At 39.2% G+C, this 25,360-nt stretch carries 24 protein-coding genes; 13 read left to right on the plus strand and 11 right to left on the minus strand.

The genetic code is table 11. From position 1 onward, the window contains the following. Window positions 1-2: 2 nt before the first annotated feature. From CJ263_RS09285 to CJ263_RS09295, 3 genes are all read right to left on the minus strand, one after another. A complete protein-coding gene (locus CJ263_RS09285; protein WP_094997009.1) occupies window positions 3-740 on the minus strand; it encodes a DUF6090 family protein in 738 nt (245 codons plus the stop codon). A gap of 164 nt (window positions 741-904) precedes the next feature. Further along, complete coding sequence (locus CJ263_RS09290) at window positions 905-1,690, minus strand: hypothetical protein (protein ID WP_094997010.1); 786 nt, start codon at window positions 1,688-1,690, stop codon at window positions 905-907. Window positions 1,691-1,883: 193 nt separating this feature from the next. Next, window positions 1,884-2,732, minus strand: a complete 849-nt coding sequence (locus CJ263_RS09295; protein ID WP_094997011.1) for a helix-turn-helix transcriptional regulator — start codon at window positions 2,730-2,732, stop codon at window positions 1,884-1,886. Between the two features lie 165 nt (window positions 2,733-2,897). On the opposite strand from CJ263_RS09295, the gene CJ263_RS09300 reads away from it, so the two are divergent. Together CJ263_RS09300 and CJ263_RS09305 are read left to right on the plus strand one after the other, a co-directional pair. Further along, complete coding sequence (locus CJ263_RS09300; RefSeq protein WP_094997012.1) at window positions 2,898-3,872, plus strand: phytanoyl-CoA dioxygenase family protein; 975 nt, start codon at window positions 2,898-2,900, stop codon at window positions 3,870-3,872. An 82-nt stretch (window positions 3,873-3,954) separates the two neighbouring features. Next, window positions 3,955-5,532: a SulP family inorganic anion transporter gene (locus CJ263_RS09305; protein ID WP_094997013.1), complete on the plus strand. Its 1,578-nt coding sequence runs from the start codon at window positions 3,955-3,957 to the stop codon at window positions 5,530-5,532. A gap of 78 nt (window positions 5,533-5,610) precedes the next feature. Here the strand turns inward: CJ263_RS09305 and CJ263_RS09310 are convergent, their stop codons facing one another. Next, window positions 5,611-5,823, minus strand: coding sequence for a hypothetical protein (locus CJ263_RS09310; protein WP_094997014.1), 213 nt, complete (start codon window positions 5,821-5,823; stop codon window positions 5,611-5,613). Window positions 5,824-5,935: 112 nt separating this feature from the next. Between CJ263_RS09310 and CJ263_RS09315 the strand changes: the two genes are divergently transcribed. Continuing rightward, window positions 5,936-6,520 (plus strand): TlpA family protein disulfide reductase, encoded by a 585-nt coding sequence (locus CJ263_RS09315; protein WP_094997015.1) that lies wholly within the window; start codon window positions 5,936-5,938, stop codon window positions 6,518-6,520. Between the two features lie 50 nt (window positions 6,521-6,570). On the opposite strand, the gene CJ263_RS09320 is transcribed toward CJ263_RS09315, so the two are convergent. The 3 genes from CJ263_RS09320 to CJ263_RS09330 all read right to left on the minus strand — a co-directional run bounded on the left by CJ263_RS09320 (window position 6,571) and on the right by CJ263_RS09330 (window position 9,086). Next, on the minus strand, window positions 6,571-7,053 hold the full coding sequence (locus tag CJ263_RS09320; RefSeq protein ID WP_094997016.1) for a c-type cytochrome: 483 nt from the start codon (window positions 7,051-7,053) through the stop codon (window positions 6,571-6,573). An 89-nt stretch (window positions 7,054-7,142) separates the two neighbouring features. Further along, window positions 7,143-8,105: a YheT family hydrolase gene (locus CJ263_RS09325; protein WP_094997017.1), complete on the minus strand. Its 963-nt coding sequence runs from the start codon at window positions 8,103-8,105 to the stop codon at window positions 7,143-7,145. A gap of 6 nt (window positions 8,106-8,111) precedes the next feature. Next, entirely contained in the window at window positions 8,112-9,086 is a 975-nt protein-coding gene (locus CJ263_RS09330) for an NAD(P)H-dependent flavin oxidoreductase (protein WP_094997018.1), read from the minus strand. A gap of 116 nt (window positions 9,087-9,202) precedes the next feature. On the opposite strand from CJ263_RS09330, the gene CJ263_RS09335 reads away from it, so the two are divergent. Both CJ263_RS09335 and CJ263_RS09340 read left to right on the plus strand, forming a co-directional pair. Further along, the gene (locus CJ263_RS09335; RefSeq protein WP_094999188.1) at window positions 9,203-9,676 is read left to right on the plus strand and encodes an acyl-CoA thioesterase; all 474 of its coding nucleotides are present in this window, start codon (window positions 9,203-9,205) and stop codon (window positions 9,674-9,676) included. Window positions 9,677-9,759: 83 nt separating this feature from the next. Continuing rightward, the gene (locus CJ263_RS09340; RefSeq protein WP_094997019.1) at window positions 9,760-10,377 is read left to right on the plus strand and encodes a GntR family transcriptional regulator; all 618 of its coding nucleotides are present in this window, start codon (window positions 9,760-9,762) and stop codon (window positions 10,375-10,377) included. Between the two features lie 12 nt (window positions 10,378-10,389). On the opposite strand, the gene CJ263_RS09345 is transcribed toward CJ263_RS09340, so the two are convergent. Beyond that, a complete protein-coding gene (locus tag CJ263_RS09345) occupies window positions 10,390-11,295 on the minus strand; it encodes a DMT family transporter (RefSeq protein ID WP_094997020.1) in 906 nt (301 codons plus the stop codon). After that, entirely contained in the window at window positions 11,292-11,648 is a 357-nt protein-coding gene (locus tag CJ263_RS09350) for an arsenate reductase family protein (protein ID WP_094997021.1), read from the minus strand. The genes CJ263_RS09345 and CJ263_RS09350 overlap by 4 nt, the downstream gene beginning before the upstream one ends. Window positions 11,649-11,721: 73 nt before the next feature. On the opposite strand from CJ263_RS09350, the gene CJ263_RS09355 reads away from it, so the two are divergent. Beyond that, on the plus strand, window positions 11,722-12,207 hold the full coding sequence (locus CJ263_RS09355) for a DinB family protein (protein WP_094997022.1): 486 nt from the start codon (window positions 11,722-11,724) through the stop codon (window positions 12,205-12,207). On the opposite strand, the gene CJ263_RS09360 is transcribed toward CJ263_RS09355, so the two are convergent. Continuing rightward, a complete protein-coding gene (locus CJ263_RS09360) occupies window positions 12,192-12,932 on the minus strand; it encodes a DUF3298 and DUF4163 domain-containing protein (RefSeq protein ID WP_094997023.1) in 741 nt (246 codons plus the stop codon). The genes CJ263_RS09355 and CJ263_RS09360 overlap by 16 nt on opposite strands. A gap of 85 nt (window positions 12,933-13,017) precedes the next feature. Between CJ263_RS09360 and CJ263_RS09365 the strand changes: the two genes are divergently transcribed. The 6 genes from CJ263_RS09365 to CJ263_RS09390 all read left to right on the plus strand — a co-directional run bounded on the left by CJ263_RS09365 (window position 13,018) and on the right by CJ263_RS09390 (window position 21,382). Further along, on the plus strand, window positions 13,018-14,172 hold the full coding sequence (locus CJ263_RS09365) for a cystathionine gamma-synthase (RefSeq protein ID WP_094997024.1): 1,155 nt from the start codon (window positions 13,018-13,020) through the stop codon (window positions 14,170-14,172). A 182-nt stretch (window positions 14,173-14,354) separates the two neighbouring features. Continuing rightward, the gene (gdhA, locus tag CJ263_RS09370; RefSeq protein WP_094997025.1) at window positions 14,355-15,698 is read left to right on the plus strand and encodes an NADP-specific glutamate dehydrogenase; all 1,344 of its coding nucleotides are present in this window, start codon (window positions 14,355-14,357) and stop codon (window positions 15,696-15,698) included. A gap of 123 nt (window positions 15,699-15,821) precedes the next feature. Then, window positions 15,822-17,264 (plus strand): MBOAT family O-acyltransferase, encoded by a 1,443-nt coding sequence (locus CJ263_RS09375; RefSeq protein ID WP_094997026.1) that lies wholly within the window; start codon window positions 15,822-15,824, stop codon window positions 17,262-17,264. Beyond that, on the plus strand, window positions 17,265-18,221 hold the full coding sequence (locus tag CJ263_RS09380; protein WP_094997027.1) for a hypothetical protein: 957 nt from the start codon (window positions 17,265-17,267) through the stop codon (window positions 18,219-18,221). 28 nt (window positions 18,222-18,249) lie between these two features. Continuing rightward, a complete protein-coding gene (gene recO / locus CJ263_RS09385) occupies window positions 18,250-18,969 on the plus strand; it encodes a DNA repair protein RecO (RefSeq protein ID WP_094997028.1) in 720 nt (239 codons plus the stop codon). Between the two features lie 43 nt (window positions 18,970-19,012). Beyond that, window positions 19,013-21,382 (plus strand): TonB-dependent receptor, encoded by a 2,370-nt coding sequence (locus tag CJ263_RS09390; RefSeq protein WP_229702399.1) that lies wholly within the window; start codon window positions 19,013-19,015, stop codon window positions 21,380-21,382. Between the two features lie 72 nt (window positions 21,383-21,454). Here CJ263_RS09390 and CJ263_RS09395 read toward each other — a convergent pair whose 3' ends face one another. Further along, entirely contained in the window at window positions 21,455-21,775 is a 321-nt protein-coding gene (locus tag CJ263_RS09395; protein ID WP_158657123.1) for a YtxH domain-containing protein, read from the minus strand. Between the two features lie 182 nt (window positions 21,776-21,957). On the opposite strand from CJ263_RS09395, the gene ileS reads away from it, so the two are divergent. After that, window positions 21,958-25,356, plus strand: coding sequence for an isoleucine--tRNA ligase (ileS, locus tag CJ263_RS09400; protein WP_094997031.1), 3,399 nt, complete (start codon window positions 21,958-21,960; stop codon window positions 25,354-25,356). Window positions 25,357-25,360 lie beyond the last annotated feature (4 nt).

Genomic DNA, 25,360 nt, shown 5'->3' on the forward strand with positions numbered 1-25,360 from the left:
CGTTATTTGTTCTTTAAGAATTGTTCTATTCTATTGTTAAGTGTATATGCTCCTTTCTTACTTAGTTGTAATGGCCTTTCTATGGAATAAGTATAAGTTAATTCTTGGTTAATTAAACTATGAAATTCATCGGTTTTTAATTTTTTTAAAATTCTTGGAATTTCAATAGCATTAATACTATCTGGATATTTTGAATTATATACTTTAATTCCATTTACATAAGTGGCATAGTCACTTCTTATATTTCTCAAATATTCCTCTAAAAAATCCTTAGTGGCGTAATATTGTACTATTAGTTCTCGTATACTGTCATTGGATATTAAACTTAAATTTCCTGTACTAACCAATTCACTGTAAGTTCTAGTGGAACCTGTAAAAGATGCCCTACTATTTATTCCGCCAAAACCAACATTATTTATAAAGATAAGTGTATCCGTTGGACTATAATTTCCCATCACATAGTTTCTTGCCAGTTCTAAACATTTAATTTTTTTTTGCCTGTTATTAAACCAGCCTCTTTCAAGCGACAGAGAATCATTGATAATTTCCTTATTTAGATTTGACAAGTATTTATTTTCCTTTTCTGTATTTTTTCTGTTTTCGTTCCAATTATTTATCTGCAATGCTATTAAAATTCCAATAACCACAAGAACAATTTCTCCAATTGCGTATTTTACATATTTTCCAGTTTTCCCTTCTGAAAGCAAGTTTTGACGAATTTTTCTAAAGAATTTTATCATTGATTAATGGTTGGTCATAATGAAGCACAACGGTTCGTGTATGATTTCGTTGCGTGTTTCAGCAACTAATTTAGCAAATAAACACAGATAGAAAGTCCGCGAGTACTTTCGTAAATAGGCGAGACTAAGCAATTAATTTTATACGTCTTAAGTATGAAGTTTTTTTAATTGAAATCTTCTTTTCTTTTTTTCGCTTCAAGTTCAGAATAATAGGTCATTATTGGAGTTTTTATAGAAGTGTCTATTATTCCTTTCGAATCTACTGATTTTAATAAACGTTGAGATGCTCGAAGGTTTTTTGTATAATTTTCTAAACTTTCTTCTCTTATTTTTTCATCCGAATTAAATATATCGCCTACACCAACAAATGTTCCTATGCATTGAACAGCAATTTCGTCTTGTAAATAAAACCCGTTATCATCAGTAAATTGGGCTATTTGTAAACTAAGATAAAAAGCAGTTTCATTTTTCTCATTTAAGGGCATACTTTTTTCCTCAATTATTTCTTTGATTAGTGAATCCACCTCTCTAATTTCATAATATAGTTTTTCAAGAACCATAATTCTTTTTTCGTAAAGACTAGAATTTTGATTTTCTTTTATAAATTCATTCGTTATAACAGACAACGATTCTTTTTCAGCCAGAGATTTCCATTGAATCAAATCATCCACAGAATACTTTCTAATGTCAGTATCGATAAGTTTCGCACAATTTTGACATAACCAAATTCCATTTTTAATACTCTTTCTTTCATTCGATTCCATTTCTTGACAAAATCGAGGACCGCCTTCAGCCGCAGCAGTAATATGTGCAGCAACACCTAAATTTATTACTTTATTATATTTAGAATGAGAGCCAATTGTCATTTTTTTGCAAGATGGATTTGAGCATTTATAACTGACGCGTTTAGCTAGAATTTCTTTGGTAAGTTTAGAAAAGTCATCTCTCATTCAGCTTAAATTATCTGTTTAGTTGGTTCGAGCTCAAAATACGTACAACAATTGTATATAGATCATTAATGATCTATATTTCTTATATATGCGGAACTAAAGATATATAAATACTAGGGTCTAAGTAATTCATATATAACTATTTGTTGGTGTCCCGAAGTTAAGGAAAGTAACCCGAAAATTTAGATTGCAATTACTGGCCGGTAAAACCTTTTTTAAATACAGATGGATTCTCGCCCGTTATCTTTTTAAAGCTTCGGTTAAAATAGGAAAGACTTTCAAATCCGCACTCAAAACACGCTTCGCCCACATTCTTTCCCATGAGCAATAAGCGTTTGGCCTGACTGATACGATATTGGTTTAAAAAAGAAACAAAGGTGCTACCCGTGGTCTTTTTAAAATAGCGACAAAAGGCCGGTTTGGTCAGTCCGCAGAGGTCGGCCATTTCATCCAAGGTTATTTTTTCCTGGTAGCGTTCATCAATATGTGCATATATCATTCGCATCCGCTTTTGTTCCTTGTTTTTTAGCTTGTTAACATAGGGTGTTTTATGTAACAGTTGAAACTCCTTGCTTTGGGACAAACGTTTTAGAATGTTCAATACGGATATAAAGAAATCAAAGGGTTCCAATTGATATAATTTCTTCAATAGCGTACCCACCTCTTCCTTGGTCTTACCGTGAAAGGCGACCCCATATCTGGATAGATCCAAAAGACGGTCCAATTGCTTCAGTTCCGGGTAATCCCGCAATACATTATCCTTAAAACCGGGTTTTATATGTAATACCTCCTTGCGGTACGAGGTAGTAACGCCATGGTCAAAATTCAAATGGGGAATGTTGGAGCCTATAAGCACAAGGTCGCTGCCCTCAAAATTCGAGATATGATCGCCCACATGCCGTTTGGCATCGGCACCTTCTATATAGACCAGTTCCAGTTCGGGATGAAAATGCCAATAAAAAAGATGGCTCAGTTTAGGGTCGTGCAATAACCTGAACGGACTTTTAGAATCGGGCGAAATGGTTTCCAGTTGTACTTTCATCAACGCGAATTTCTACACCTAATATAACTAAATTGATAATTAAACAAGAAGTAACACATAAAAATGTTAATATAGTTCAAATATAGATTAATATTACGGTAGCCGGAAGAATTGTTTCATACTAGTTTTACCTAAAGATTGAGACAAACATAAATACGATACAACATGCAACAATCCACAGAAAAAGTAGCAATGGGAAATATGGCCCATCAGGATATTCCTGGAAATCCGTCGACCGCGACAAGCAGTAAGCAAAAGCTCAATGACCGATCTAATGGAGAACCACTTCGAGTACTTTCCGAGTCCGATTGGGAGTTTTGGAAGCATAACGGATACATCGTCATCAAGAAAGCCATAACCAAAGAACAGGCCGAAAAGACCGCTGAATTCCTTTGGGAATTTGATGAAAAGGACCCCAATGACAAAAGTACCTGGTATGCCCCGCCACGGGCAGAGATGAAAATGAAGGAACTTACCGGTACTGGAATGGTGGAAGTCTATAACCATCAATATTTATGGGATAACCGCCAAACCCAAAAAGTATATGATGCTTTTGTAGATGTATGGGGAACCGAAAAACTATGGGTGACCATTGATCGTGCCAACCTAAACTTTCCGCAGCGGGAGGGTGAAAACAAAAAAGGTTTTATCCATTGGGATTATGACCCGGAAACCAAACCGCAAAATGTACAGGGTGTTTTGGCGCTAGCCGATCAAACCGATGAAAACATGGGCGGTTTTCAGTGTATTCCTTGGTTGTACCGTAATTATGATACCTGGAAATTGACCCAACCCGAAGACCGAGATCATTTTCAACCTGATATTTCCGATTTGGAGGATAAAATTGTGAAGGTAAAAATGGAAGCAGGCGACCTTCTGATTTTTAATAGTACCGAACCACATGGAATTCGGCCTAATAAATCAGGGGATAAAGTGCGAATAGCTCAGTATATTTCCATGATGCCTGCCGAAGAGGATAATGAGGCCCTTAAAAATTGGCGTGTAAATTCATGGAAAAACAGGGTGGCGCCAGAAGGTTATGCATTTCCCGGGGATCCCAGAAAATGGGAACAAACGAGATACGAAACTGCCAAATTATCGCCGCTGGGAGAAAAATTATTGGGTCTAAAACCTTGGTAAGTTGCTAAATCGTTAATAATCATTCGGTTTCTGGCCGCTTCTTGGAATTAATACTATTTTTGCGCCCTTAAATTAATGAGGCGTGCGCAAGTATTTGAATTTATTCGATTTTAAGCAAAAGGTAGATTACAAAACCGAAATACTATCCGGGTTAACCGTGGCCTTGGCCCTGGTTCCAGAGGCTATTGCCTTTGCCCTGATTCCTGGGTTTTCTCCCCTAACCGGACTATATGCTGCTTTTGTCTTGGCCTTGGTGACTTCAATTCTTGGTGGACGACCGGGAATGATCTCGGGGGCAACAGGTGCCGTTGCGGTAATTTTTGTTGGGTTGATCTTGGAATTGAAACGGAATTTTCCCGGGATTGAACCAGAGACCATTTTAAATTATGTCTTTGCCACCGTTATCCTAGCAGGGGTATTGCAGATAGGTGCTGGACTTTTAAGATTGGGTAAGTTTATCCGATTGGTGCCGCATCCTGTCATGTTCGGATTTGTGAACGGGTTGGCCATCATTATATTCATGGCACAATTCCCCAACTTTTATAATAAAACTACGGGTGATTTATTAAGTGGGGCTCCATTGTATATTATGTTAGGGCTCACGCTTTTGACCATGGTTATCATTTGGGGGCTTCCTAAATTAACAAAGGCGGTTCCTTCTTCCTTGGTTGCCATTATCGTGGTTTCTGCCATAGTGATCGGCTTTGGTATCAATACGATGACCGTAGCGGACATCATGGGCGAGGGGGAAAGTATTAAAGGTGGTTTCCCTCCGTTATCCATTCCGCAATTACCCTTCACTTGGGCAACGTTTAAAATCATAATACCTTATGCGGCCATCGTTGCAGGCGTTGGGCTTATAGAAAGTTTATTGACGCTGAATATTATTGATGAGATTACCGAAACCCGCGGTAGCGGAAATAAGGAATGTGTCGCTCAGGGAACGGCCAACATCCTCTCGGGATTTTTATCGGGTATGGGCGGCTGCGCCATGATCGGTCAGAGTTTGATCAACACTTCTGCCGGGGCAAGAGCACGGTTATCCGGAATTACTGCAGCGGTTATGCTTTTAGTGTTTATTATGTTCGGTTCCAGTTTGATTGAACGCTTACCTATGGCTGCTTTAGTAGGGCTTATGTTTATGGTGGCCATTGGGACCTTTGAATGGGCCAGCTTTAAGACCTTTGGGAAAATGCCCAAATCCGACGTGATTGTGATGGTATTGGTAACCTTGATTACGGCCATAACACATAATCTTGCAGTAGCCGTACTTTTAGGGGTAGTCATTTCTGCATTGGCATATTCCTGGGAGAATGCAAAGCGTATCCGTGCCAGAAAACATGTGGATGAAAATGGGGTAAAACACTATGAGATTTATGGTCCCCTTTTCTTTGGTTCTACCACGCTTTTTGCTGAAAAGTTCGATGTACCCAATGACCCGGAAGAAGTGATTATCGACTTTAAGGAAAGTAGGGTGGCGGATATGTCCGGTATCGAGGCGCTGAACAAAATCACGGAACGATATGCCAAGGTTGGAAAAAAGGTTCATTTAAGACATTTGAGCAAGGATTGTATCCGTCTACTCCAAAATGCCGATGAGATTATTGACGTTAATGTGATGGAAGATCCAACCTATAAGGTAGTTGCCGATAAATTCTAATATCAAAATCCTTTCAAACCATATATCGGGTATAGAGAAACGTAAAAATGGACATTAGGATTACAATACTGATTGTGGTCACCCAAAGGTTGTGAATAGTATCTTTTTAGCTTGGCTTCGTATACGGTCTCTTATTAGCTTTTGCTGAAAAGGGGTTAGTTCCTTGTATTTTAATTCGGTATTACTGGTTAAATCCTCATATTCCGCACGAATGTCCTTAAAGCTACGTCTCTTTTTAAGAAGTGCCCTATTGGCTTTTATGACTAACATTGGTTGACTTGCGGAACCCATTTTCAATTATTTCTTTATTAGTGGTGATTTTCCCATTTTTGTTACAGATGTAATTTTTCAGAACATAGTCCGTCTACTTCATCTAATATCCAAGTAAAGTATTGTTACGAGAATGAAAAAAGGAAAGATCAAGGTAAGTGATATTCTTTTTGTGGTTTTTATTGTTTTGCTGATTGTTCCGCAAACAAGAACTTCCATTATGGTGATGTTGAACCAATTGAAGGTTGAACTTTTTTCTCCAGGATTGGAGCCTGAGGAAGAACAGTTGAAATTAAACCCATTTGTATATCAATTGGAAAATTTAAAAGGAGAAAAATCCTATGTCAAAGTGGGTGATGGGGACATCACGTTCATGAGTTACTGGGCCACTTGGTGCCCACCTTGTATCGCAGAATTCCCGAGTATAGATGACTTATACCAAGATTATGGAGACAAAATAAATTTTGTGATGATATCCAATGAAGACCCGGAGAAAATAAGGAAGTTCCTAGAAAAGAAAAATTTTAGCGTTCCTGCGGTTGTTCCAAAAATGGAAGCACCTGAAGACCTATATGAAAAAACAATCCCTACGAATTATATTATAGATGCCTCCGGAAAAATCATCATCAAGGAAAAGGGAGCTTCGGATTGGAACAGTGAAAAAGTGAGGCAGATTTTAGATGGTTTAATAGCAGCAAAGGAAAACAGTAGGGAATAAAAAACCCTTTCCAAAGATTAGAAAGGGCTTTAAAATTTTTATGTATTTTTTTAAAGCGTACGCAAATACTCCGCAACGGCTCTGGCATCTTCCTCAGAAAGATTTTGGTTTAGCATAATGGCATTGTTATACTCTTTCAATAAAGCCTTGGCAATTGGGTCTTCCTTGAGCATTACATCGGGATTGATGATCATGTTCATTACCCACTCCGGACTCCTTCTTTCATAAACTCCTTTTAAGGCCGGTCCGATCATGCGTTGTTCTGCCATATGGCAGGCCGTACAGATAGCTTGGAATTTTTCTTCCCCGGCTGCTGCTAAATCCGCATCAATTTCATCACTAAACTCAACATTCTTGATTGGGCCAACACCCTTGTTATCCAAATCCACGGGAACACCTCCCGAAGCTTCCGTTGCCTTAACTTTCTCTTTTTTTGTACGGTTCATTTCAAAACCATCCTTTTTTTCTTCTTTCTTTTCGCCACAGCTTAGAACCAAGGCGCCAAGGGCCAATAAGGTGAATAATTTTCGCATTTCTTTTTTGAGTTTTATCTTAATTAACGTTGGGAGTACTAAGATATGAAATTTTATTTGTTGAAGATGTTTTTAAAAGGGGAGAAGCACTAATGAATTTCCTTTAAGAATTCCAAGGAACGAACTTCAGTATATGTTTTGTTTTGCCGGCCGTAGAAACCGACATGTCCTCCATATATAGGTACTTCCAAATAAATATTCCTATTCTTTTCAGCTTCTTGAAATGGATAACAAGCTTCACCCAAAAAGGAATCGTTTTGAGCATTTACAATTAAGCAGGGTACTTCTATAAAAGGTATAAACTGCAAACAACTGGATTTGGAATAGTAGTCCATGGCATTGGTAAAACCATGGGCCCTACTTGTATAGATGTCGTCAAAATCTTTTAAAGTCCTAATCTGCTTTATTTCCGAAAGGGAAATCTTGTCCGGAAAAAGTTGTTTTTTTATTTTAAGTTTATCGATGAGGTTTCCTTTAAACCTTTTGGAATACAATATGTTTTTAAAGTGCAATAACTGTTCAAGAGAGTCATCTAATTGACAGGGAACGGAGATGGCCACGGCACCCTTAACTTCTTTGGGTGCTTCTTTATTTTCTCCCAAATATTTCAGCAACAAATTTCCGCCTAGACTAAAACCATAAAGATAAATTTCCGAATAGTGATCCATTTCGAGAATGTAATCAACAACCTCCTTTAAATCCTCTGTGGCCCCGGAGTGATAGGAACGATATAATGTATTAGGGAAACCACTACAGCCTCTTAAGTTTAAAGCACAAACATCAAAGTCGTTCTGGCTTAAAATTTTAGCAGCTCCTTGTATATAGGCCCTTTTGGAATCACCTTCCAATCCATGAATAAGGATGGCTACTTTTTTTGTAGGTTGCGAACAGTAACTCCAATCCAAATCCAAGAAGTCACCATCAGATAGCTGAATCCTTTCCCTTTTCTGGTTTAGACCATGTACTTTTCGAAACAATCCATTATAGATTGTAGAAAAATGTGCGTGTTTAAAGAGTAATGGTGGGTTGTAATTGGAGCTGATAAGCGGCATACCTAGTTATTTTGGAAATATTTCCAAGACTTTTGCTTGCTCTTCTACAGCCTTTTTAAATTCAGATTTTAAGTTGGTCACCAAATGGGATACGGATAAGGTATTATGGATAGTGGCAACACCTTGACCAGCGGACCAAATGGTTTTCCAGGCCTTGGCCTCGGTATTCAATTCCTTTCCAAAATCAATTTTAGTGTCTTTTTTCAAATCCTCTTCCGTGATACCTGCGGCCTTTAGACTGGCACCCAAAAAATTAGCGTGTACCCCTGAAATGGATGCCGTATAGACCACGTCACTCGCACCTGCATCAATGATCATTTTTCGATATTCTGGTGTTGCCTTACTTTCCTCGGTATTGATAAATCGGGTTCCCATATAGGCCATATCCGCACCCATTTGGAGTGCCGAAGCAATGTCCCTACCGGTACTTATACAACCAGATAGAATAATAGTTTTAGAATAGAATTGTTTAATTTCAGATACAAGGGTCATTGGATTAATGGTGCCTGCGTGTCCCCCAGCACCCGAGGCAACCAAAATGAGACCGTCCACACCGGCTTCCGAGGCTTTTTCTGCATGTCTTTTTTTGATGATATCATGGAATACGAGGCCACCGTAACTATGAATGGCGTCAACAACTTGGGAAACTGCGCCTAAAGAGGTAATCACCAAGGGTACTTTGTGTTTAATGCAAAGCTTTAGGTCTGCTTCCAATCGTGGGTTTGTCTGGTGTACGATAAGGTTTACCCCAAAAGGCGCCGGTTTTTTTCCGGTTTCTTTTTCAAATTGTGACAAGGCGGTTTTAATTTCTATCAACCATTCCTCAAAGCCTTCGCTAGTCCGTTGGTTTAATGCCGGAAATGTACCTACGATACCATTTTTGCAACATTCAATAACCAGTTTTGGCCCTGAAATAAGAAACATAGGGGCGGCAATTACGGGGAGGGAAAGGTCTTTGAAAAATGAACTGTTTGTGGTCATGGGTTATGGTCTTGAATTGAAAAATTAAGCAAAAAGTGCAATCATTCCTAAATGATTAACCAAAACTATGGTATTTTTATGGAGTATTATGCATGCATAGCAAAAAACAAAATAGAATGTACTTAAAAGAATTTGAAATAAGGTGGAGCGATGTGGATGCCAACAGGCATTTGGCAAATTCGGCCTACCTTAATTATATGAGCCATACCCGAATGTCTTATTTAATGGAGATAGGTTTTGACCAGAGAACATTGGCGGCCAACGAGATAGGTCCGGTCGTATTTTACGAGCATATGTATTATTTCAAAGAGGCTTTCCCGGGAAAGCCCATCAAAGTATCCATGGAAATAATGGGAATGAGCGAGGATGCAAAGTTTTTTGAATTTCATCATAATTTCTACAACCATAAGGGGGAAAATTTCGCCCATTGCGAAATGATGGGTGCCTGGATAAACTTGAAGACGAGAAAACTTACCGGGCTCACGAACGACTTTTTAGCTACCTTCAGTGGGGTGGAAAAAGGAGAGGGATTTAGAATTTTGACAAAAGAGGATACCCGCAAATTTTCAAAAACACCAAATAACCTTTAGCTTTAACATCCAGTTAAATGGCTGTATTTGTCCCTCGGAATAACGGCTTGTTTCTGTAAGATTTATTTTACTAAATTTATTGGATGTTTGAACAGATGAACAATTGTACCGAGGAGGTTTACACCCAGTTAAGAAAACTGATCGTAACCAAAAAATTAATTCCCGGGGAGGCCATTGGACAAAGGGAACTTTCCCAAATATTAAATACCAATGACGACTGCTTAAAATTGGTCATTAAAAGGCTCTGCAAGGAAACTTTGGTAATTATGGGCTCTAATAAAGAGGTCATGGTTAGGGAAGTGGAGACCAAAGAAATCATTGATGTACTGGATTGTAGAATTGCCTTGGAAACCAAAGCAGTAAAGCTTTTTACGTTGAATGCCTCCCAAGCAAGGATTGATGATTTACGGAATTTAATGGTACCTTTTGAAAACGGACCTCAAAATGCCCATGTTTTTCAAAAAATAGATAGACTTTTTCATGAACTCATCGTTAAAAACTGTGGAAATAAAAGATTGATAGATTTGTTTATGAAGGCCAATTTTTGGTCTGCCTTGGAACTTTTGGGTACTACTCGTTCCCTGAAGGAAATATTACAGGAACATTTGGATATCATTTCTGCCATTCACAACAGGGATGTGGATAAGGCCGTACTTCTTATGGGAAGGCATTTGGAGAATTGTAAGACCTCTGTTCTTTAAAAGGAGTTGCAATTATTCTATCTTAATTTTTGGAACTTTCGGTTTTCTACTCGCTAAGTACACTCCTGCCAAAACCAAAAGGGCAGCAAGTATTTTAATTAAACTTAGATTGTCGTTTCCCGTTCCCAAGGCAAAAAGAATTCCAATAAGGGGTTGTAGATAGGTAAAGGCACTTACCGTTGATGCCTTTAACTGGGTTAAGGCGAAAACATTGAACAAATAGGTGAGGAAGGTGGTTCCCACAATAACAAAAGCTATTGCGGCGTATACTTGTAAAGGTATTGAAGACCATTCTATGGCAGAGACCTCGTTAAAGGTGATAGGGAAATTGATAACTACTCCAATCGTAAAAAGCCACTTCATTAAAGTGAATGGGTGATATTTTTCAATTAGTTTTTTTACCAGGATAAGGTATGTCCCGTAGGCTGTGGCATTTACGATCAATAGAATATTTCCCATAGGGATATTTGGGGCATCCTGTCGTATTTCCGCACCCATAAGGATCAACAATAGTGCACCAACAAAACCCATGAGGATGCCACTGGCTTTTTGCCACGAAATTTTCTCCTTTATCCAAAGGGCGGAAAGAATCACAACAATGATTGGGGTAACGGTTACCAAAACGGAACTATTAATGGGCGTGGACAACTGAAGACCTTTAAAAAAGGCCAGCATATTAATGACCATTCCAAAAATGGAACAGAACAAGAGACGACCCCAATCCCTTTTTTCTATTTTTTGTTTTGGCCCTAGCAGGGAGAAAATCCAGAATAGAAGTGCAGCTCCTGTTACCCTTAGCATAATAAAACCAAAGGGTTGCACATAATTGGGCATGACTCCTTTTGCAATAGTATGGTTAAGTGCGTAAATGGTTGTGGCCCCCAAGGCGGCCAATATGGCAAGGGTTCTTCGGCTCACGAATGAATGGCTTCTTTGGCCGCCTCAACGGTAGTTTTGCTGTTCCCAATAAAAATTTTATCGTTAAAAAGAATTACGGGTCTTTTTAGAAAGGTGTAATGGTCCAAAATCAGGTTTTTGTAATCCTGTTCCCCTAGTTCTTGTTTGTTGAGTCCTCTTTGTCTGAATAACATTGCCCTTCTGCTAAAGAGTGATTCATAACTTTGGGCCAGATTGTACATTTCCTCTAGTTGGGACTCTGTTATGGGTTGGGTTTTTATATCCTGCAGTTCAAATTCGTCCAAAGGTTCCAGCTGCTTAAGGATTTTTTGACAGGTATTACATGTGCTTAGATGGTATATTTTTTTACCCATAGTTTTGTGTATTGATACACAAAGAAACCCAAATCTATTGAAAAGTACTATTTTTAGGATTCAATTAAATGGTATGAGTTTAGAAAGTCAGTTAGCATTAACAGTACAGAGTAGAAAAATTCTGCATAAGATTTTGACCACTACTTCCAAAGAGGATTTATTGAAAATCCCGGAAGGTTTCAGGAACAATATATGGTGGAATATAGCCCATGTTGTGGCTACCCAGCAAATTTTGGTCTATAAATTCAGTGGACTACAAATGAGAATTCCAGAAGAAATCGTGGATAAGTTTATGAAAGGGACCGTACCGGATGGAACAGCCACGGATGATGAAATTAAAATTATTGCCGATTTTCTTATCTCCACCGTGGAATGGACCAAACAGGATATAGATTCGGGGCTGTTTAAGGATTACAAACCCTATACGACCAGTGCCGGATTTGAGTTGAAAACCCTTGAGGATGCCATGAGCTTTAATCTCTTTCATGAAGGTCTTCATACGGCAACCATATCGACCCAACTTAAATTTTTAGCAAAGGGCGCTCAGAAAAATGCTTGAGGAAGGTATTTCTTTATTTCTTGGTAGGGTAGAACGAGCACTATAGGTCCATCGGCATAAGAAGCAACTTCGTACTGTTCATAAAATAATTGTAGGCCTTCTTGGGTGAATCCTATGTTCTCCGGTAAGTAGAAAGTATCGTTCTCAAACATAAACCCTGTACTGTTTATGGAGCTGGTCATCGGTATTTTTTCTTCTGCCCTAAATTTGGATTCTGCCAAGTTTTTAAATGCCTCTATATCCTTAAATAGTTCCTTATTACCTAATTCTTTTCCATTGGTTTTGTCGAAATTTAGATAACGGATACTACTATATCCATGGGCACCACCGGTAAATAAATAATAATCTAAACGGATGGTCAATATTTGCTTATTTTCAAAGGTTACGGTGCCCTTCACTGTAGCTTCCCATTTTGTGGACTCTTCTGGGAATTTACTCTTTAACTTATCATACTCTTTTTGAAAGGATAAAATAGCGCTATCAATGGTTGACACGTCAATTTCATCATCATATTTTAATATTGATATGATTTCCTCCCTAAGGGCCGTATTAACTACTTCATCTATACTTTTGTTACCAATGGCTTTGGGTATGTCAATCTCTATCAGGGCACAATTCTCACATGTCTTGTTGCCAAAGGTCATGGGTTCAAAAATTAGGGAGGTGTCTTCTTCGCACCCCATAAAAACAAGGAGGAAAAGAAGTAAAGTCAAAAAGTGTTTCATTTTCGTTTTTCTAATACTAACAAATGTACTGCTTCATTGTAATCCGCAAAAGATAACGATACATTTGTGATTATAGTTGTATAATATGGCAGATAAAAAATTAAGATTTAACAGTAAGGTGATACATGGAGGGCAAGAGCCCGATAAGGCCTATGGGGCGGTAATGCCACCTATTTATCAAACCTCTACCTATGCCCAAAGCTCTCCCGGAAGTCATAAAGGGTATGAATATTCTAGAAGTGCCAACCCTACTAGAAGTGCTTTGGAAAAGGCTTTGGCAAGCATAGAAAATGGAAATCACGGTCTTGCATTTGCCAGTGGGTTGGCGGCAATAGACGCTGTCTTAAAATTGATGGTCCCGGGGGACGAGGTTATCTCAACTGCTGACCTTTATGGCGGAAGTTATCGCTTGTTCAAAAGAGTTTTTGAAAACTATGGTATCGTTTTTCACTTTGTGGATATGGCTGAAACTTCCGGTATTTTGAAGTGTCTGAACAAAAACACCAAGCTTATCTGGGTGGAGACCCCAACCAACCCAATGATGAACATCATAGATATAAAGGCTATTTCCGAAGAGGCAAAAAGGGAAAATGTTTTATTGGCGGTGGATAATACATTTGCCACTCCATATTTGCAAACGCCCTTGGACCTTGGTGCCGATATTGTGATGCATTCTGCCACCAAGTATCTTGGCGGTCACAGCGATGTAGTTTTAGGAGCCTTGGTCGTAAACGACCAAGAATTGGCCAAAAAATTATATTTTATTCAAAATGCCAGCGGAGCGGTTGCAGGTCCCATGGACAGTTTTTTGGTACTAAGGGGCATTAAAACCTTACATGTGCGTATGCAAAGGCATTGTGAAAATGGTGAGGCCATTGCCAAGTATTTGAATGATCATCCAAAAGTGGAGCAAGTATATTGGCCAGGATTTGAAAATCATCCCAATCACCATATAGCTAAGGTGCAGATGAACGGTTTTGGCGGGATGATTTCCTTCATCCCTAAGGGAAGCAATTATACCGATGCCATCAAAATAGTGGAAAGCCTAAAAGTTTTCACTTTGGCAGAATCCTTAGGAGGGGTCGAAAGCCTTGCAGGTCATCCAGCAAGTATGACCCATGCCAGTATTCCAAAAGAGGAAAGGGAAAAGTCAGGAATCGTGGATGCACTGATACGATTAAGTGTTGGAATTGAGGATATTGAGGACTTGATTGAGGATTTATCGCAAGCCTTGGAATAATTAAGAATTTAATTTAGGCTTTGGAGCCAAAGTCTATGCATTATTCATCGGAATTTAAATTTTGCCGCAAAAAACATAATTTTTAATGTATTGTGAAAAATTTAAACATGTTTTTATAATAATAGCATAATTTTGCCGATATATTTTGAATTCAATAATTTAAATCGATTTTGATGAGCTCAATGAAAGCAAAAATAAAAGCATTTATGGATGAGGTGAAGTCCCGAAACGGTCATGAACCAGAATTCATCCAAGCCGTTCAGGAAGTTGCGGATACGGTTATTCCCTATATCGCCGAAAAAGAAATATACAACGGCAAGAATATACTTTTGAGAATGGTGGAACCGGAAAGACTGGTTTCTTTTAGGGTTGCCTGGGTGGACGATGAAGGCGAGATTCACGTAAACAGGGGGTACAGGATACAGATGAATTCGGCCATTGGCCCATACAAAGGAGGTTTGCGTTTTCACCCAACGGTAAATGCAAGTATTCTAAAATTTTTGGCATTTGAGCAAGTCTTTAAAAATAGTTTGACTACCCTTCCAATGGGAGGTGGTAAAGGTGGTTCTGATTTTGACCCTAAGGGCAAGTCAGACGATGAGGTAATGCGTTTCTGCCACGCCTTCATGTTGGAGCTTAACAGACATATTGGTCCAAATACGGATGTTCCCGCTGGTGATATTGGTGTTGGTGCACGGGAAATTGGGTACTTGTTCGGGATGTACAAGAAAATACGAAATGAGTTTACCGGGGTCTTGACCGGTAAAGGTCTTTCATGGGGCGGTTCCAAAATTCGTCCGGAAGCCACTGGATATGGTACCGTTTACTTCGCCGAGAACATGCTTAAAACCAGAAACGAGAATTTCGAAGGAAAAACGGTGGTTATTTCCGGATCCGGTAACGTGGCCCAATATGCAGCAGAAAAAGTAATTCAATTAGGAGGCAAAGTGGTTACACTTTCAGACTCCAGTGGATATATTTATGATGCCGATGGTATCGATACTAATAAGTTGGAATACGTAATGGACCTCAAGAACAACAGACGGGGACGTATTTCGGAATATGTAAAAAAATATCCAAACGCTGAATATCATGATGGTAAAACTCCTTGGGATGTGAAGTGCGAAATTGCATTACCTTGTGCCACTCAGAACGAATTAAACGAAGAGGATGCAAAACAGTTATTGGACAATGGGTGCATTTGTGTAGCGGAAGGTGCCAACATGCCCTGTACCGCGGATGCAGTTCATGCTTTCCACGATGCAAAAATTCTTTTTGCACCAGGTAAGGCTTCCAATGCGGGCGGTGTTGCCACCTCTGGATTGGAAATGTCCCAAAACTCCCTACGGATCAGTTGGACCCGTGAGGAAGTTGATGAACGCTTAAAAGGTATTATGTCTGATATTCACGATTCCTGTATCGAATACGGAATGGAGGAAAATGGGTATTGCAACTACGTTAAGGGTGCCAATATCGCTGGTTTCGTAAAAGTTGCGGATGCCATGTTGGCCCAAGGCGTTATCTAATACTACATATTTAAATTTTAAAGCCTATCCTTTTTCCGGATAGGCTTTTTTTATATTGCTTTAGTTCCAAAAGAGACTTCCTTAATCATATTTTACCCTATTTTTGAGCCCTAAAACTAGGGCTTGCTATTCAATTCTTTTGAGTTTTTGGTTTTTCTTATCGTTGTTTTCGGATTCTATTGGTTCGTTTTCAACAAGAAAGTCAAGCACCAGAATATTTTGCTCCTTCTGGCATCCTATATTTTTTATGGATGGTGGGACTATAGGTTTTTGTCCCTTATCTTCATATCTACCCTAGTCGACTATTTTGTTGGGTTACAACTGTACCGAACAACAAAAAATGCCCATAGAAAATTGCTGTTGGGAATCAGTATGGCCTTTAATATTGGGCTTTTGGCGTTCTTTAAGTATTTTAATTTTTTTGTGGATTCATGGATACATCTATTGAACAATATAGGTTACCATACGCAGAATACATGGACGCTGAATATAATACTTCCGGTAGGCATTTCTTTTTACACGTTCCAGACCATGTCTTACACTATTGATGTTTACCGCAATAAACTTAAACCTACAGGGGACTTTATTTCTTTCGCAGCATTTGTATCTTTTTTCCCCCAATTGGTAGCGGGTCCCATTGAACGTGCATCCAACCTATTGCCACAGATATTGGGCCAAAGAACCTTTTCCTATGAAAAGGGTATGCAGGGGCTGAGGTTGATCTTATGGGGATTGGTCAAAAAAGTGGTTATTGCAGATGTCTTGGCCCTAAAGGTAGATGATATCTTTGGTAATTATCACGACTTTGGCGGCGGTGTTCTTTGGTTGGGGGCCCTATATTTTGCGATTCAGATCTACTGCGATTTTAGTGGGTATTCGGATATTGCCATTGGGGTATCCAAGTTATTTGGCATAGAGCTGATGTCCAACTTTAAATTTCCATATTTTTCAAGAAATGTAGCCGAGTTTTGGCGAAGATGGCATATTTCACTCTCCACATGGTTTAGGGATTACCTTTATATTCCCCTTGGTGGATCCCGTGGAAGTACATGGAAATCGCTTAGAAATGTATTTGTCATTTTCTTGGTGAGTGGGCTTTGGCATGGTGCCAATTGGACTTTTGTAGTTTGGGGCGGGGTACATGCCATGCTCTTTGTTCCAAGTTACATCAAGGGAAGCAATAGGAAATATGTTGATAATGTTGTTGCGGAAAGCTCTTGGTTCCCTTCATTAAGGGAGGCGGGTCAAATTTTGTTTACTTTTTTAATGGTGGTTTTGGCATGGGTTTTTTTTAGGAGTGAATCTTTAGCTTCGGCCCTGGAATATTTATCGTTCATGTTTACTAAATTCAATTTCCCCCCTATTTATAAAAATGGACTCTATAGTGTGGGCTCCTTGTTATTTTTGGATTGGATTTTTAGGAAGGATGAGCGACTCAATTTTACTTTTTTGGAAATAATTGACAAAAGGGTATTAGGTATTGTGGAGGTAGTAGTGATTATCGCTGTGGTTTATCTGATTAGTTTGAATACGAGTTCCGGACAATTCATTTATTTTCAATTTTAGATGAGGGCATTTCTTAAAAAGGCGGCTTTTTTTGGTTTGATTGTGCTCCTGTACTTTTCGGCCACCAGTGTCTATAATTACCTTATAGACCCATATGGAATTATGGGAAACCGAAAGGAGTTCAAGGGAATCAGACCCAACGAGCACAGTTTAAAAGTGCACTATGTATTGCAAAACCCAAATAAGTTCAACAGTTTTTTGTTTTCCAATTCCAAGGGAGGAACGCTCCACGTGAACCAATTGAATACTGCGGAATCAACATGGTATAATATGACCTATTCGCTAGGTACTCCAGAAGAATTCTATAAGAGCCTGTTGCTTTTTCTTGAGAACGATGTTCAAGTGGATAATATTATTTTAGCTATGGATGAAGGGGTTATCTACGAGCGGGCGAGTGCCCATGAGAACGACGCCTCTCGAAAGTTCGTTAACCTAATGGAGGTTAAAGTCCAATGGGAGTTTCTGTTCTTGCCCATTTCCATCAAGAAAATTTTGGGGACCGATTTGGACAAAAAGCATATTGAACATGACATTTATACCGATGGCAATTACTATGCAAAAAATGCTTATGAAACTGATTGCAGGCTTCATGAAAATTTAGAGATTCTAGATGTTCCCGATGCGGCACCCATTCAGCCATTGGATTTTTCTTCACAAATTGAAATTCTTCAGAAAATCAAACAATTATGTGACCAAAGGGGTATCAAACTAACCTTTCTAATACATCCCAGTTCCTATGATAATTATATCAGTTCCACTGAAAGAAGGATACAATTTGGTTATCTATTGGATGTACTTGAAAATAATGGTTTTGAGCTCTTTAGGCCTTATGGTTCTAAACTATTGGGCGTGAGCCCTTGCTACTGGTTGGACAGGCACCACTATACCAAAAATATTGGGGATGCAATTCTAAAGGAGTATTCCCAAAAATGGACAGACAATACGATAGCAAAGTAAAGGATACCTTTGTAAAAACCATTCATTGATGCAGGTAACAACCAAGGCCATTGTACTCACTTCCATAAAATATGGGGATACCAGTTTGATCGTTAAAATTTTTACGGAATCCGATGGACTAAAATCATACTTGCTAAGGGGAATTTTGGCTTCTAAAAAAGGGAAGGTTAGAAAGGCCCTGTTTCAACCCCTTACCCAACTGGAACTTGTTGCCAATCACAGAAACAAGGGCTCATTGGAAAGTATAAAAGAAGCAAAACTTCATTATAATTATCAGACCCTTCAGACCAATATTGTCAAAAATGCTATGGCTTTATTTTTAGCAGAAATGCTTGCCAACAGTATTCATGAGCAAGAAACCAATACGGAACTTTTTGGTTTTTTGGAAGCCTCCCTACAGTGGTTGGATATCCATAAGGAAATAGCGAACTTCCACTTATATTTTTTGATTGTATTGACCAAGTACTTAGGCTTTTATCCCGATGTGCAGACTATAAACGCCCCTTATTTCGATTTACAGGAAGGGGAGTTCATCAGTAGTCCATCGCTTAACCCTATTTTGTCCGGGGAAAATCTTTTGTTTTTTAAATCATTCTTAGGCATAAAATTTGATGCAATTAATACAATTAAAATGAGAAAAAATAACAGGCAAGAACTGCTTCAATCCTTGGTTTTATACTATGAATTGCAATTACAGGGTTTTAGAAAACCTAGGTCCCTGGCGGTACTAAATGAAGTTTTTAGTTAATATGATAAGAATTTTACCCCTAATTTTCCTATTAAGTTGTTTTATGTTGCGGTCCCAACAAGTAACCGTTTTGGACGATGATACCCTTGAGCCAATTCCCAACGTAGCGGTTTATAATCCGGAAAGGACAAAAATTAGTATTACCGATTTTGATGGAAATTTTGATTTTTCCACCTTTTTAAACGAGGACAGGATTATTCTTAAGCACTTAAGCTATGAACTTAAAAAAGTTACAAGGCTACAGATCATCAAAAATGATTACAAGATTTTTTTGCAAATGAAACCTGAGCGGTTGGATGAAGTGGTCATGTCCGTTTCTAAGTGGGAACAACAGAAAAAGGAAGTCCCCAATAAGATTGTCTCCATAGATGCACGGACCATTGCGTTGAATGCCCCCCAAACATCCGCAGATCTTTTGCAAAGTAGTGGAAAGGTCTTTGTTCAAAAAAGCCAATTGGGTGGTGGCAGCCCCATGATTAGGGGTTTTGCCACCAATAGACTGGTTCTTTCGGTTGATGGGGTACGTATGAACAATGCTATTTTTAGAGGCGGTAATTTGCAAAATGTCATATCTATCGATCCTTTTACCATTAGGAATACGGAGATTATCTTTGGGCCGGGCTCCGTTATCTACGGTAGCGATGCCATTGGTGGGGTAATGAACTTTTATACCAAGCAGCCTATTCTTAGTCAAAAGGGAGTTACTGAAATCTCGGGGAACACCAACTATCGATTCTCTTCCGCAAATACGGAAAACACCGTACACGCAGAGGTAAACATTGGTCAAGAAAAGTGGGCGTCCTTAACGAGTTTTTCCTATAACGATTTTCAAGATTTGAAAATGGGCAGTCACGGTCCGGAATCGTACTTAAGAAATTCCTTTGTAAAGACTGTTAATGGGGAGGACGTACTGGTACCTAATGAAGACCCAAGAAAACAAGTGCCCACGGGCTATAACCAGACAAATTTCATGCAGAAATTTCTCTATAGGCCCAACGTCAACTTGGATTTTAATCTAGGTATCCATTTTTCGGAAACTTCAAAATATTCACGATATGATAGGCTTATACGGCCTTCAAGGGATGGTCAGGGACTAAGGTCTGTAGCGTGGTTCTACGGCCCCCAGAAATGGTTTATGGGAAATTTTCAGTTGAAAAAGAAAGGAAAAGGAAAGCTATATGATGGGCTAAAGTTAACCGCCGCCTACCAACATTTTGAAGAAAGTAGGTACAATCGTGATTTTCAGGACGTCATTTTAAATGCTACTGAGGAAAATGTGGATGCGTTGAATTTGAACTTGGATCTGGAGAACAAAAAGATGGGGAAATTCAAGTTGTATTATGGAGGTGAGTTCATATACAATACGGTAGGGTCAAAGGGTTCGGACACTCAAATTGTCACTATGGATAAAACCGAGGCAGCTTCTAGATATCCAGATGGTGCTACATGGAAGAGTTTAGCAGGCTATCTCAATGGTGAATACAAGGCAAAACCCAACTTTATTGTAATGTCCGGTTTGCGATATAGCCATGTTTGGATCGATGCTTTGTTCGATGACACTTTCTATGCATTTCCTTTTGAGAATGCCGATTTGAGTACAGGAGCATTGACAGGTAGTCTAGGTTTTAGCTGGTTTCCAAAACAAGATTTTCAAATAACGTTCAACGGTTCAACGGGATTCAGGGCGCCAAATGTTGATGATATCGGAAAAATATTTGATTCGGAACCAGGTTCCGTAGTAGTGCCAAATCCTGATTTGGAATCGGAATATGCCTATAATCTGGAGTTGGGCATACAAAAGAACTTTAAGGACAAGCTTGTTTTGAAAGGGGCTACTTTCTATACGTATTTGGTGGATGCCTTGGTACGAAGGGATTTCACTTTTAACGGCAATTCGCAAATCGAGTATGGAGGTGAGTTGAGCAATGTGCAGGCTATACAAAATGCCGCCAAGGCCTATGTTTACGGCTTTGAATTTGGATTGGACGCATATTTGACTGACCAATGGTCGCTTTCGTCAAATCTTACAATAACTGAGGGGATTGAGGAGGAAGAGGATGGCACGGATTCCCCAGCAAGACATGCACCTCCAACCTTTGGTGATTTCCATGTAAGATGGAAAACGGAAAAGATATCTACCGATTTTTTTCTGAATTATAATGGTGAGGTCTCCAATGACGAATTGGCCCTGTCGGAAAGGTCTAAGGATTATATCTATGCAAAGGATGAGAACGGCGACCCCTTTTCACCATCATGGTATACTTTAAATTTTCGATCACAGTATACTATTGCGAATAATTTGAACGCCACTGTAAGTTTGGAGAACATAACAAACCAAAGGTACAGGACCTATTCTTCTGGAATAGTGGCGCCTGGAAGTAATTTAATATTGGGTATAGGATATGTTTTTTAAAATGAAAAGGCCCGTTATTCACGGGCCTGCGTTTTGTTGAATACTTAATAGTAAAAACCGCTGAAAAGTAAATTATTGTGATACTTTGTCCGCCGCTTCCTGGGTAGCATCCTTAACATCTTCACCAATTTCCTTGGCTTTGTCCATCACATCCTCACCAGCTTCTTTGGCAGAATCCATAGCTTTTTCACCTGCTTCCTTAAGATCTTCACCTGCTTCTTTTGCTGCATCCATGGCATCCTCACCCGCCTCTTTTAAATCGTTGCCAGTTTCTTCCATAGCTTCCTCCGCCTGGCTGGCTGCATCTTTTGCTTTTTCGGCGGTTTCTCTACAAGAGATAAAGGAAATGCTCAATGCCAAAACTAAAATTGAACTTAATGCTAATTTTTTCATGTTGTTGATTTTTTAGTGTTTATGTACTTATATACGGGTATAAGGCCATTTTGGATCAAGACCGGCATATTCTTGTTTTAGGATTGTTTTTATTTGAACCATTTCATGGTTTAGTAGGACTGCATTTCCAACTAAATTAATTAATTTTGCAGCCTTAAAACCCAGAACCATAAGCAATTCGTATGAAGTTTGCAGAATATAAGGGATTGGACTTGCCAAAAGTTGCAGAAGAAGTTTTAAACTACTGGAAGACAGCGAATATTTTTGAAAAAAGTGTTTCATCCAGAGAGGGTAAGGACAGCTATGTTTTTTTTGAGGGACCACCATCCGCCAATGGAATGCCGGGAATCCACCATGTAATGGCAAGAACCATCAAGGATATATTTCCACGATATAAGACCATGAAGGGTTTTCAAGTGAAAAGAAAGGCCGGTTGGGATACACATGGGCTTCCTATTGAGTTGGGAGTGGAAAAGGAATTGGGAATCACCAAAGAAGATATTGGGGTAAAAATCTCGGTAGAGGAATATAATGCAGCCTGTAAAAAGGCTGTAATGCGATATACCGATGTGTGGAATGCCATGACGGAACAGGTAGGTTATTGGGTGGATATGGACGATCCGTACATTACCTACAAGTCCAAATATATGGAGTCTGTTTGGTGGTTGTTGAAGCAGATATATGATAAAGGTCTTATCTATAAAGGATATACGATTCAGCCCTATTCGCCAAAGGCAGGTACGGGTTTAAGCTCACACGAACTGAACCAGCCAGGGACGTACCAAGATGTTACCGATACTACGGTAACGGCCCAATTTAAGGCTATAGAAGAGACTTTGCCCGATTTTCTAAAAGATGAAGGAACCATTTACTTCTTGGCATGGACAACCACTCCGTGGACGCTTCCTTCAAATACGGCACTTACGGTTGGGCCTAAGATTGATTATGTTTTAGTGGAAACCTATAATCAATATACTTTTCAGCCCATGAACGTAATTCTTGCCAAAAACTTGGTTGGAAAACAATTTACGGGGAAATATTTTGAAGTATCCCAAAAATCCGAATTGATAGCCTATAATGCTGGGGACAAAAAGATTCCTTTTTATCAGGTAAAGGAATTCAAGGGTAAAGATTTGGTAGGAATCAAATACGAACAGTTATTGGATTATGTTCTACCCTATGAAAATGCTGAAAATGCATTTAGGGTCATAAGTGGTGATTTCGTAACTACAGAAGACGGTACTGGTATTGTACATACCGCCCCAACTTTTGGTGCCGATGATGCCTTGGTGGCGAAACAAGCTACACCTGAAATACCTCCCATGTTGGTGTTGGATGAAAATGCGAATCTCGTTCCTTTGGTAGATTTGCAGGGAAAGTTTAGACCGGAATTGGGGGATCTTGGCGGTAAATACGTCAAGAACGAGTACTATGAGGATGGTGAGGCACCGCAACGTTCTGTGGATGTAGAAATAGCTATAAAGCTCAAGGAAGAGAACAAGGCCTTCAAGGTTGAAAAATATGTGCACAGTTACCCCAACTGTTGGCGAACGGACAAACCTATTTTATACTACCCGCTAGATTCTTGGTTCATTAAGGTTACGGACATCAAAGATCGAATGTTCGAACTGAATCAGACTATTAATTGGAAACCTAAGGCTACCGGCGAAGGCCGTTTTGGAAACTGGTTGGCAAATGCAAACGATTGGAATTTGTCACGATCAAGATACTGGGGTATTCCATTGCCCATCTGGAGAACTAGTGATGGTAAGGAGGAAATGATTATAGGTTCGGTTGCAGAACTAAAGACTGAAATGGAAAATGCGGTAAACGCCGGTGTTTTGGAGAAGGATATTTTTGAGGAGTTTGTAATTGGCGATATGTCCGAAGACAACTATGAAAAAATAGACCTTCACAAGAATATAGTAGATCAGATTACCTTGGTATCACCGTCCGGTCAACCCATGAAACGGGAAAGTGATTTGATCGATGTTTGGTTTGATAGTGGATCAATGCCCTATGCACAGTGGCACTACCCTTTTGAGAACAAGGAGTTGATTGATGAGGGGAAGACTTTTCCGGCCGATTTTATCGCGGAAGGTGTAGATCAAACTAGGGGATGGTTTTATACCCTGCATGCCATAGCAACTATGGTATTCGATTCAGTTGCGTATAAAAATGTGGTATCGAACGGACTAGTACTGGATAAGGAAGGTAAAAAGATGTCCAAAAGGCTGGGCAATGCCGTGGATCCTTTTGACACCATGAAGGAGCATGGTGCAGATGCTACTCGCTGGTATATGATCAGCAACGCAAATCCATGGGACAATCTTAAATTCGATCCGGAAGGTATTGTAGAGGTGAAACGTAAATTTTTCGGTACGTTGTATAATACCTATTCTTTTTTCGCCTTGTACGCCAATATTGATGAATTCAACTATGCAGAGAAGAATATCCCGGTGTCGGAGAGACCGGAAATAGATAGATGGATTTTGTCCGAATTGAATTCACTTATAAAATTGGTCGATGAAGCTTATGCGGATTATGAACCTACCAAAGCAATCAGGGCCATATCTGATTTTGTTCAGGAAAACTTGAGTAATTGGTATGTTCGTTTATGCCGCAGAAGGTTTTGGAAGGGCGATTACCAAAAAGATAAGATAGCGGCGTACCAAACCTTATACACCTGCTTGGTCACGGTTTCCAAACTTTCTGCGCCAGTGGCCCCATTTTTTATGGATAGACTCTATAAGGACTTGATCGCGACAAGCAATCGCGAACCCTTTGAAAGTGTGCATCTGGCAGATTTCCCAAAACCTGACAACAATTTGATTGATACCGGTTTAGAACAAAAAATGCAAAAGGCGCAAACCATTTCATCATTGGTTTTATCCATAAGACAGAAGGAAAAGATAAAGGTAAGGCAGCCACTGCAGAAAATCATGATCCCTATTTTGGGAGAGCAGGACAGAAAGGATATTTTGGCCGTTTCGGATTTAATAAAATCAGAAGTAAACGTAAAGGAAATTCAATTGTTGGACGATGCTTCCGGGGTACTTGTTAAACGGATAAAACCCAACTTTAAAACATTGGGTCCCAAGTACGGAAAGGATATGAAGCTCATTGCCAACGCCATAAGTGCTCTAAATCAGGAGGATATCCAAAAAATTGAACAAGAAGGCGAATTATCCCTTCAAATAGAAAATAAAAACATTAATTTACAGTTTCAGGATGTAGAGATAAGTTCCCAAGATATCGAGGGTTGGCTTGTGGCATCATCTGGCAAAACAACAGTTGCGCTGGATATAACCATTAATGATGACCTTAAAAAAGAGGGTATAGCTAGGGAACTTGTAAATCGCATTCAAAATTTAAGAAAGGAATCTGGTTTTGAGGTTACTGACAGAATAGATATTAAGATGCTCAAGGACGGTTTGGTAGAACAGGCGGTTACGAGCAATCTACAATATATAAAGGCGGAAACTTTGACAGCAGAATTGGATTTTGAAGAAAATTTAGAAAATGGCACCGAAATTGCCTTTGACGAAGTGAACACTAAATTGTTTATTGAAAAACATTAACGAG

The organism is Maribacter cobaltidurans (assembly GCF_002269385.1).
Lineage (GTDB): Bacteria > Bacteroidota > Bacteroidia > Flavobacteriales > Flavobacteriaceae > Maribacter > Maribacter cobaltidurans.

Bases quoted from the DNA above. Each gene is read 5' to 3' on its own strand.
- CJ263_RS09285 (WP_094997009.1), bottom strand. From the start codon at position 740: ATGATAAAATTCTTTAGAAAAATTCGTCAAAACTTGCTTTCAGAAGGG.
- CJ263_RS09290 (WP_094997010.1), bottom strand. From the start codon at position 1,690: ATGAGAGATGACTTTTCTAAACTTACCAAAGAAATTCTAGCTAAACGC.
- CJ263_RS09295 (WP_094997011.1), bottom strand. From the start codon at position 2,732: ATGAAAGTACAACTGGAAACCATTTCGCCCGATTCTAAAAGTCCGTTC.
- CJ263_RS09300 (WP_094997012.1), top strand. From the start codon at position 2,898: ATGCAACAATCCACAGAAAAAGTAGCAATGGGAAATATGGCCCATCAG.
- CJ263_RS09310 (WP_094997014.1), bottom strand. From the start codon at position 5,823: ATGGGTTCCGCAAGTCAACCAATGTTAGTCATAAAAGCCAATAGGGCA.
- CJ263_RS09315 (WP_094997015.1), top strand. From the start codon at position 5,936: ATGAAAAAAGGAAAGATCAAGGTAAGTGATATTCTTTTTGTGGTTTTT.
- CJ263_RS09320 (WP_094997016.1), bottom strand. From the start codon at position 7,053: ATGCGAAAATTATTCACCTTATTGGCCCTTGGCGCCTTGGTTCTAAGC.
- CJ263_RS09325 (WP_094997017.1), bottom strand. From the start codon at position 8,105: ATGCCGCTTATCAGCTCCAATTACAACCCACCATTACTCTTTAAACAC.
- CJ263_RS09330 (WP_094997018.1), bottom strand. From the start codon at position 9,086: ATGACCACAAACAGTTCATTTTTCAAAGACCTTTCCCTCCCCGTAATT.
- CJ263_RS09335 (WP_094999188.1), top strand. From the start codon at position 9,203: ATGTACTTAAAAGAATTTGAAATAAGGTGGAGCGATGTGGATGCCAAC.
- CJ263_RS09340 (WP_094997019.1), top strand. From the start codon at position 9,760: ATGTTTGAACAGATGAACAATTGTACCGAGGAGGTTTACACCCAGTTA.
- CJ263_RS09350 (WP_094997021.1), bottom strand. From the start codon at position 11,648: ATGGGTAAAAAAATATACCATCTAAGCACATGTAATACCTGTCAAAAA.
- CJ263_RS09355 (WP_094997022.1), top strand. From the start codon at position 11,722: ATGAGTTTAGAAAGTCAGTTAGCATTAACAGTACAGAGTAGAAAAATT.
- CJ263_RS09360 (WP_094997023.1), bottom strand. From the start codon at position 12,932: ATGAAACACTTTTTGACTTTACTTCTTTTCCTCCTTGTTTTTATGGGG.
- CJ263_RS09365 (WP_094997024.1), top strand. From the start codon at position 13,018: ATGGCAGATAAAAAATTAAGATTTAACAGTAAGGTGATACATGGAGGG.
- gdhA (WP_094997025.1), top strand. From the start codon at position 14,355: ATGAAAGCAAAAATAAAAGCATTTATGGATGAGGTGAAGTCCCGAAAC.
- CJ263_RS09380 (WP_094997027.1), top strand. From the start codon at position 17,265: ATGAGGGCATTTCTTAAAAAGGCGGCTTTTTTTGGTTTGATTGTGCTC.
- recO (WP_094997028.1), top strand. From the start codon at position 18,250: ATGCAGGTAACAACCAAGGCCATTGTACTCACTTCCATAAAATATGGG.
- CJ263_RS09390 (WP_229702399.1), top strand. From the start codon at position 19,013: ATGTTGCGGTCCCAACAAGTAACCGTTTTGGACGATGATACCCTTGAG.
- CJ263_RS09395 (WP_158657123.1), bottom strand. From the start codon at position 21,775: ATGAAAAAATTAGCATTAAGTTCAATTTTAGTTTTGGCATTGAGCATT.
- ileS (WP_094997031.1), top strand. From the start codon at position 21,958: ATGAAGTTTGCAGAATATAAGGGATTGGACTTGCCAAAAGTTGCAGAA.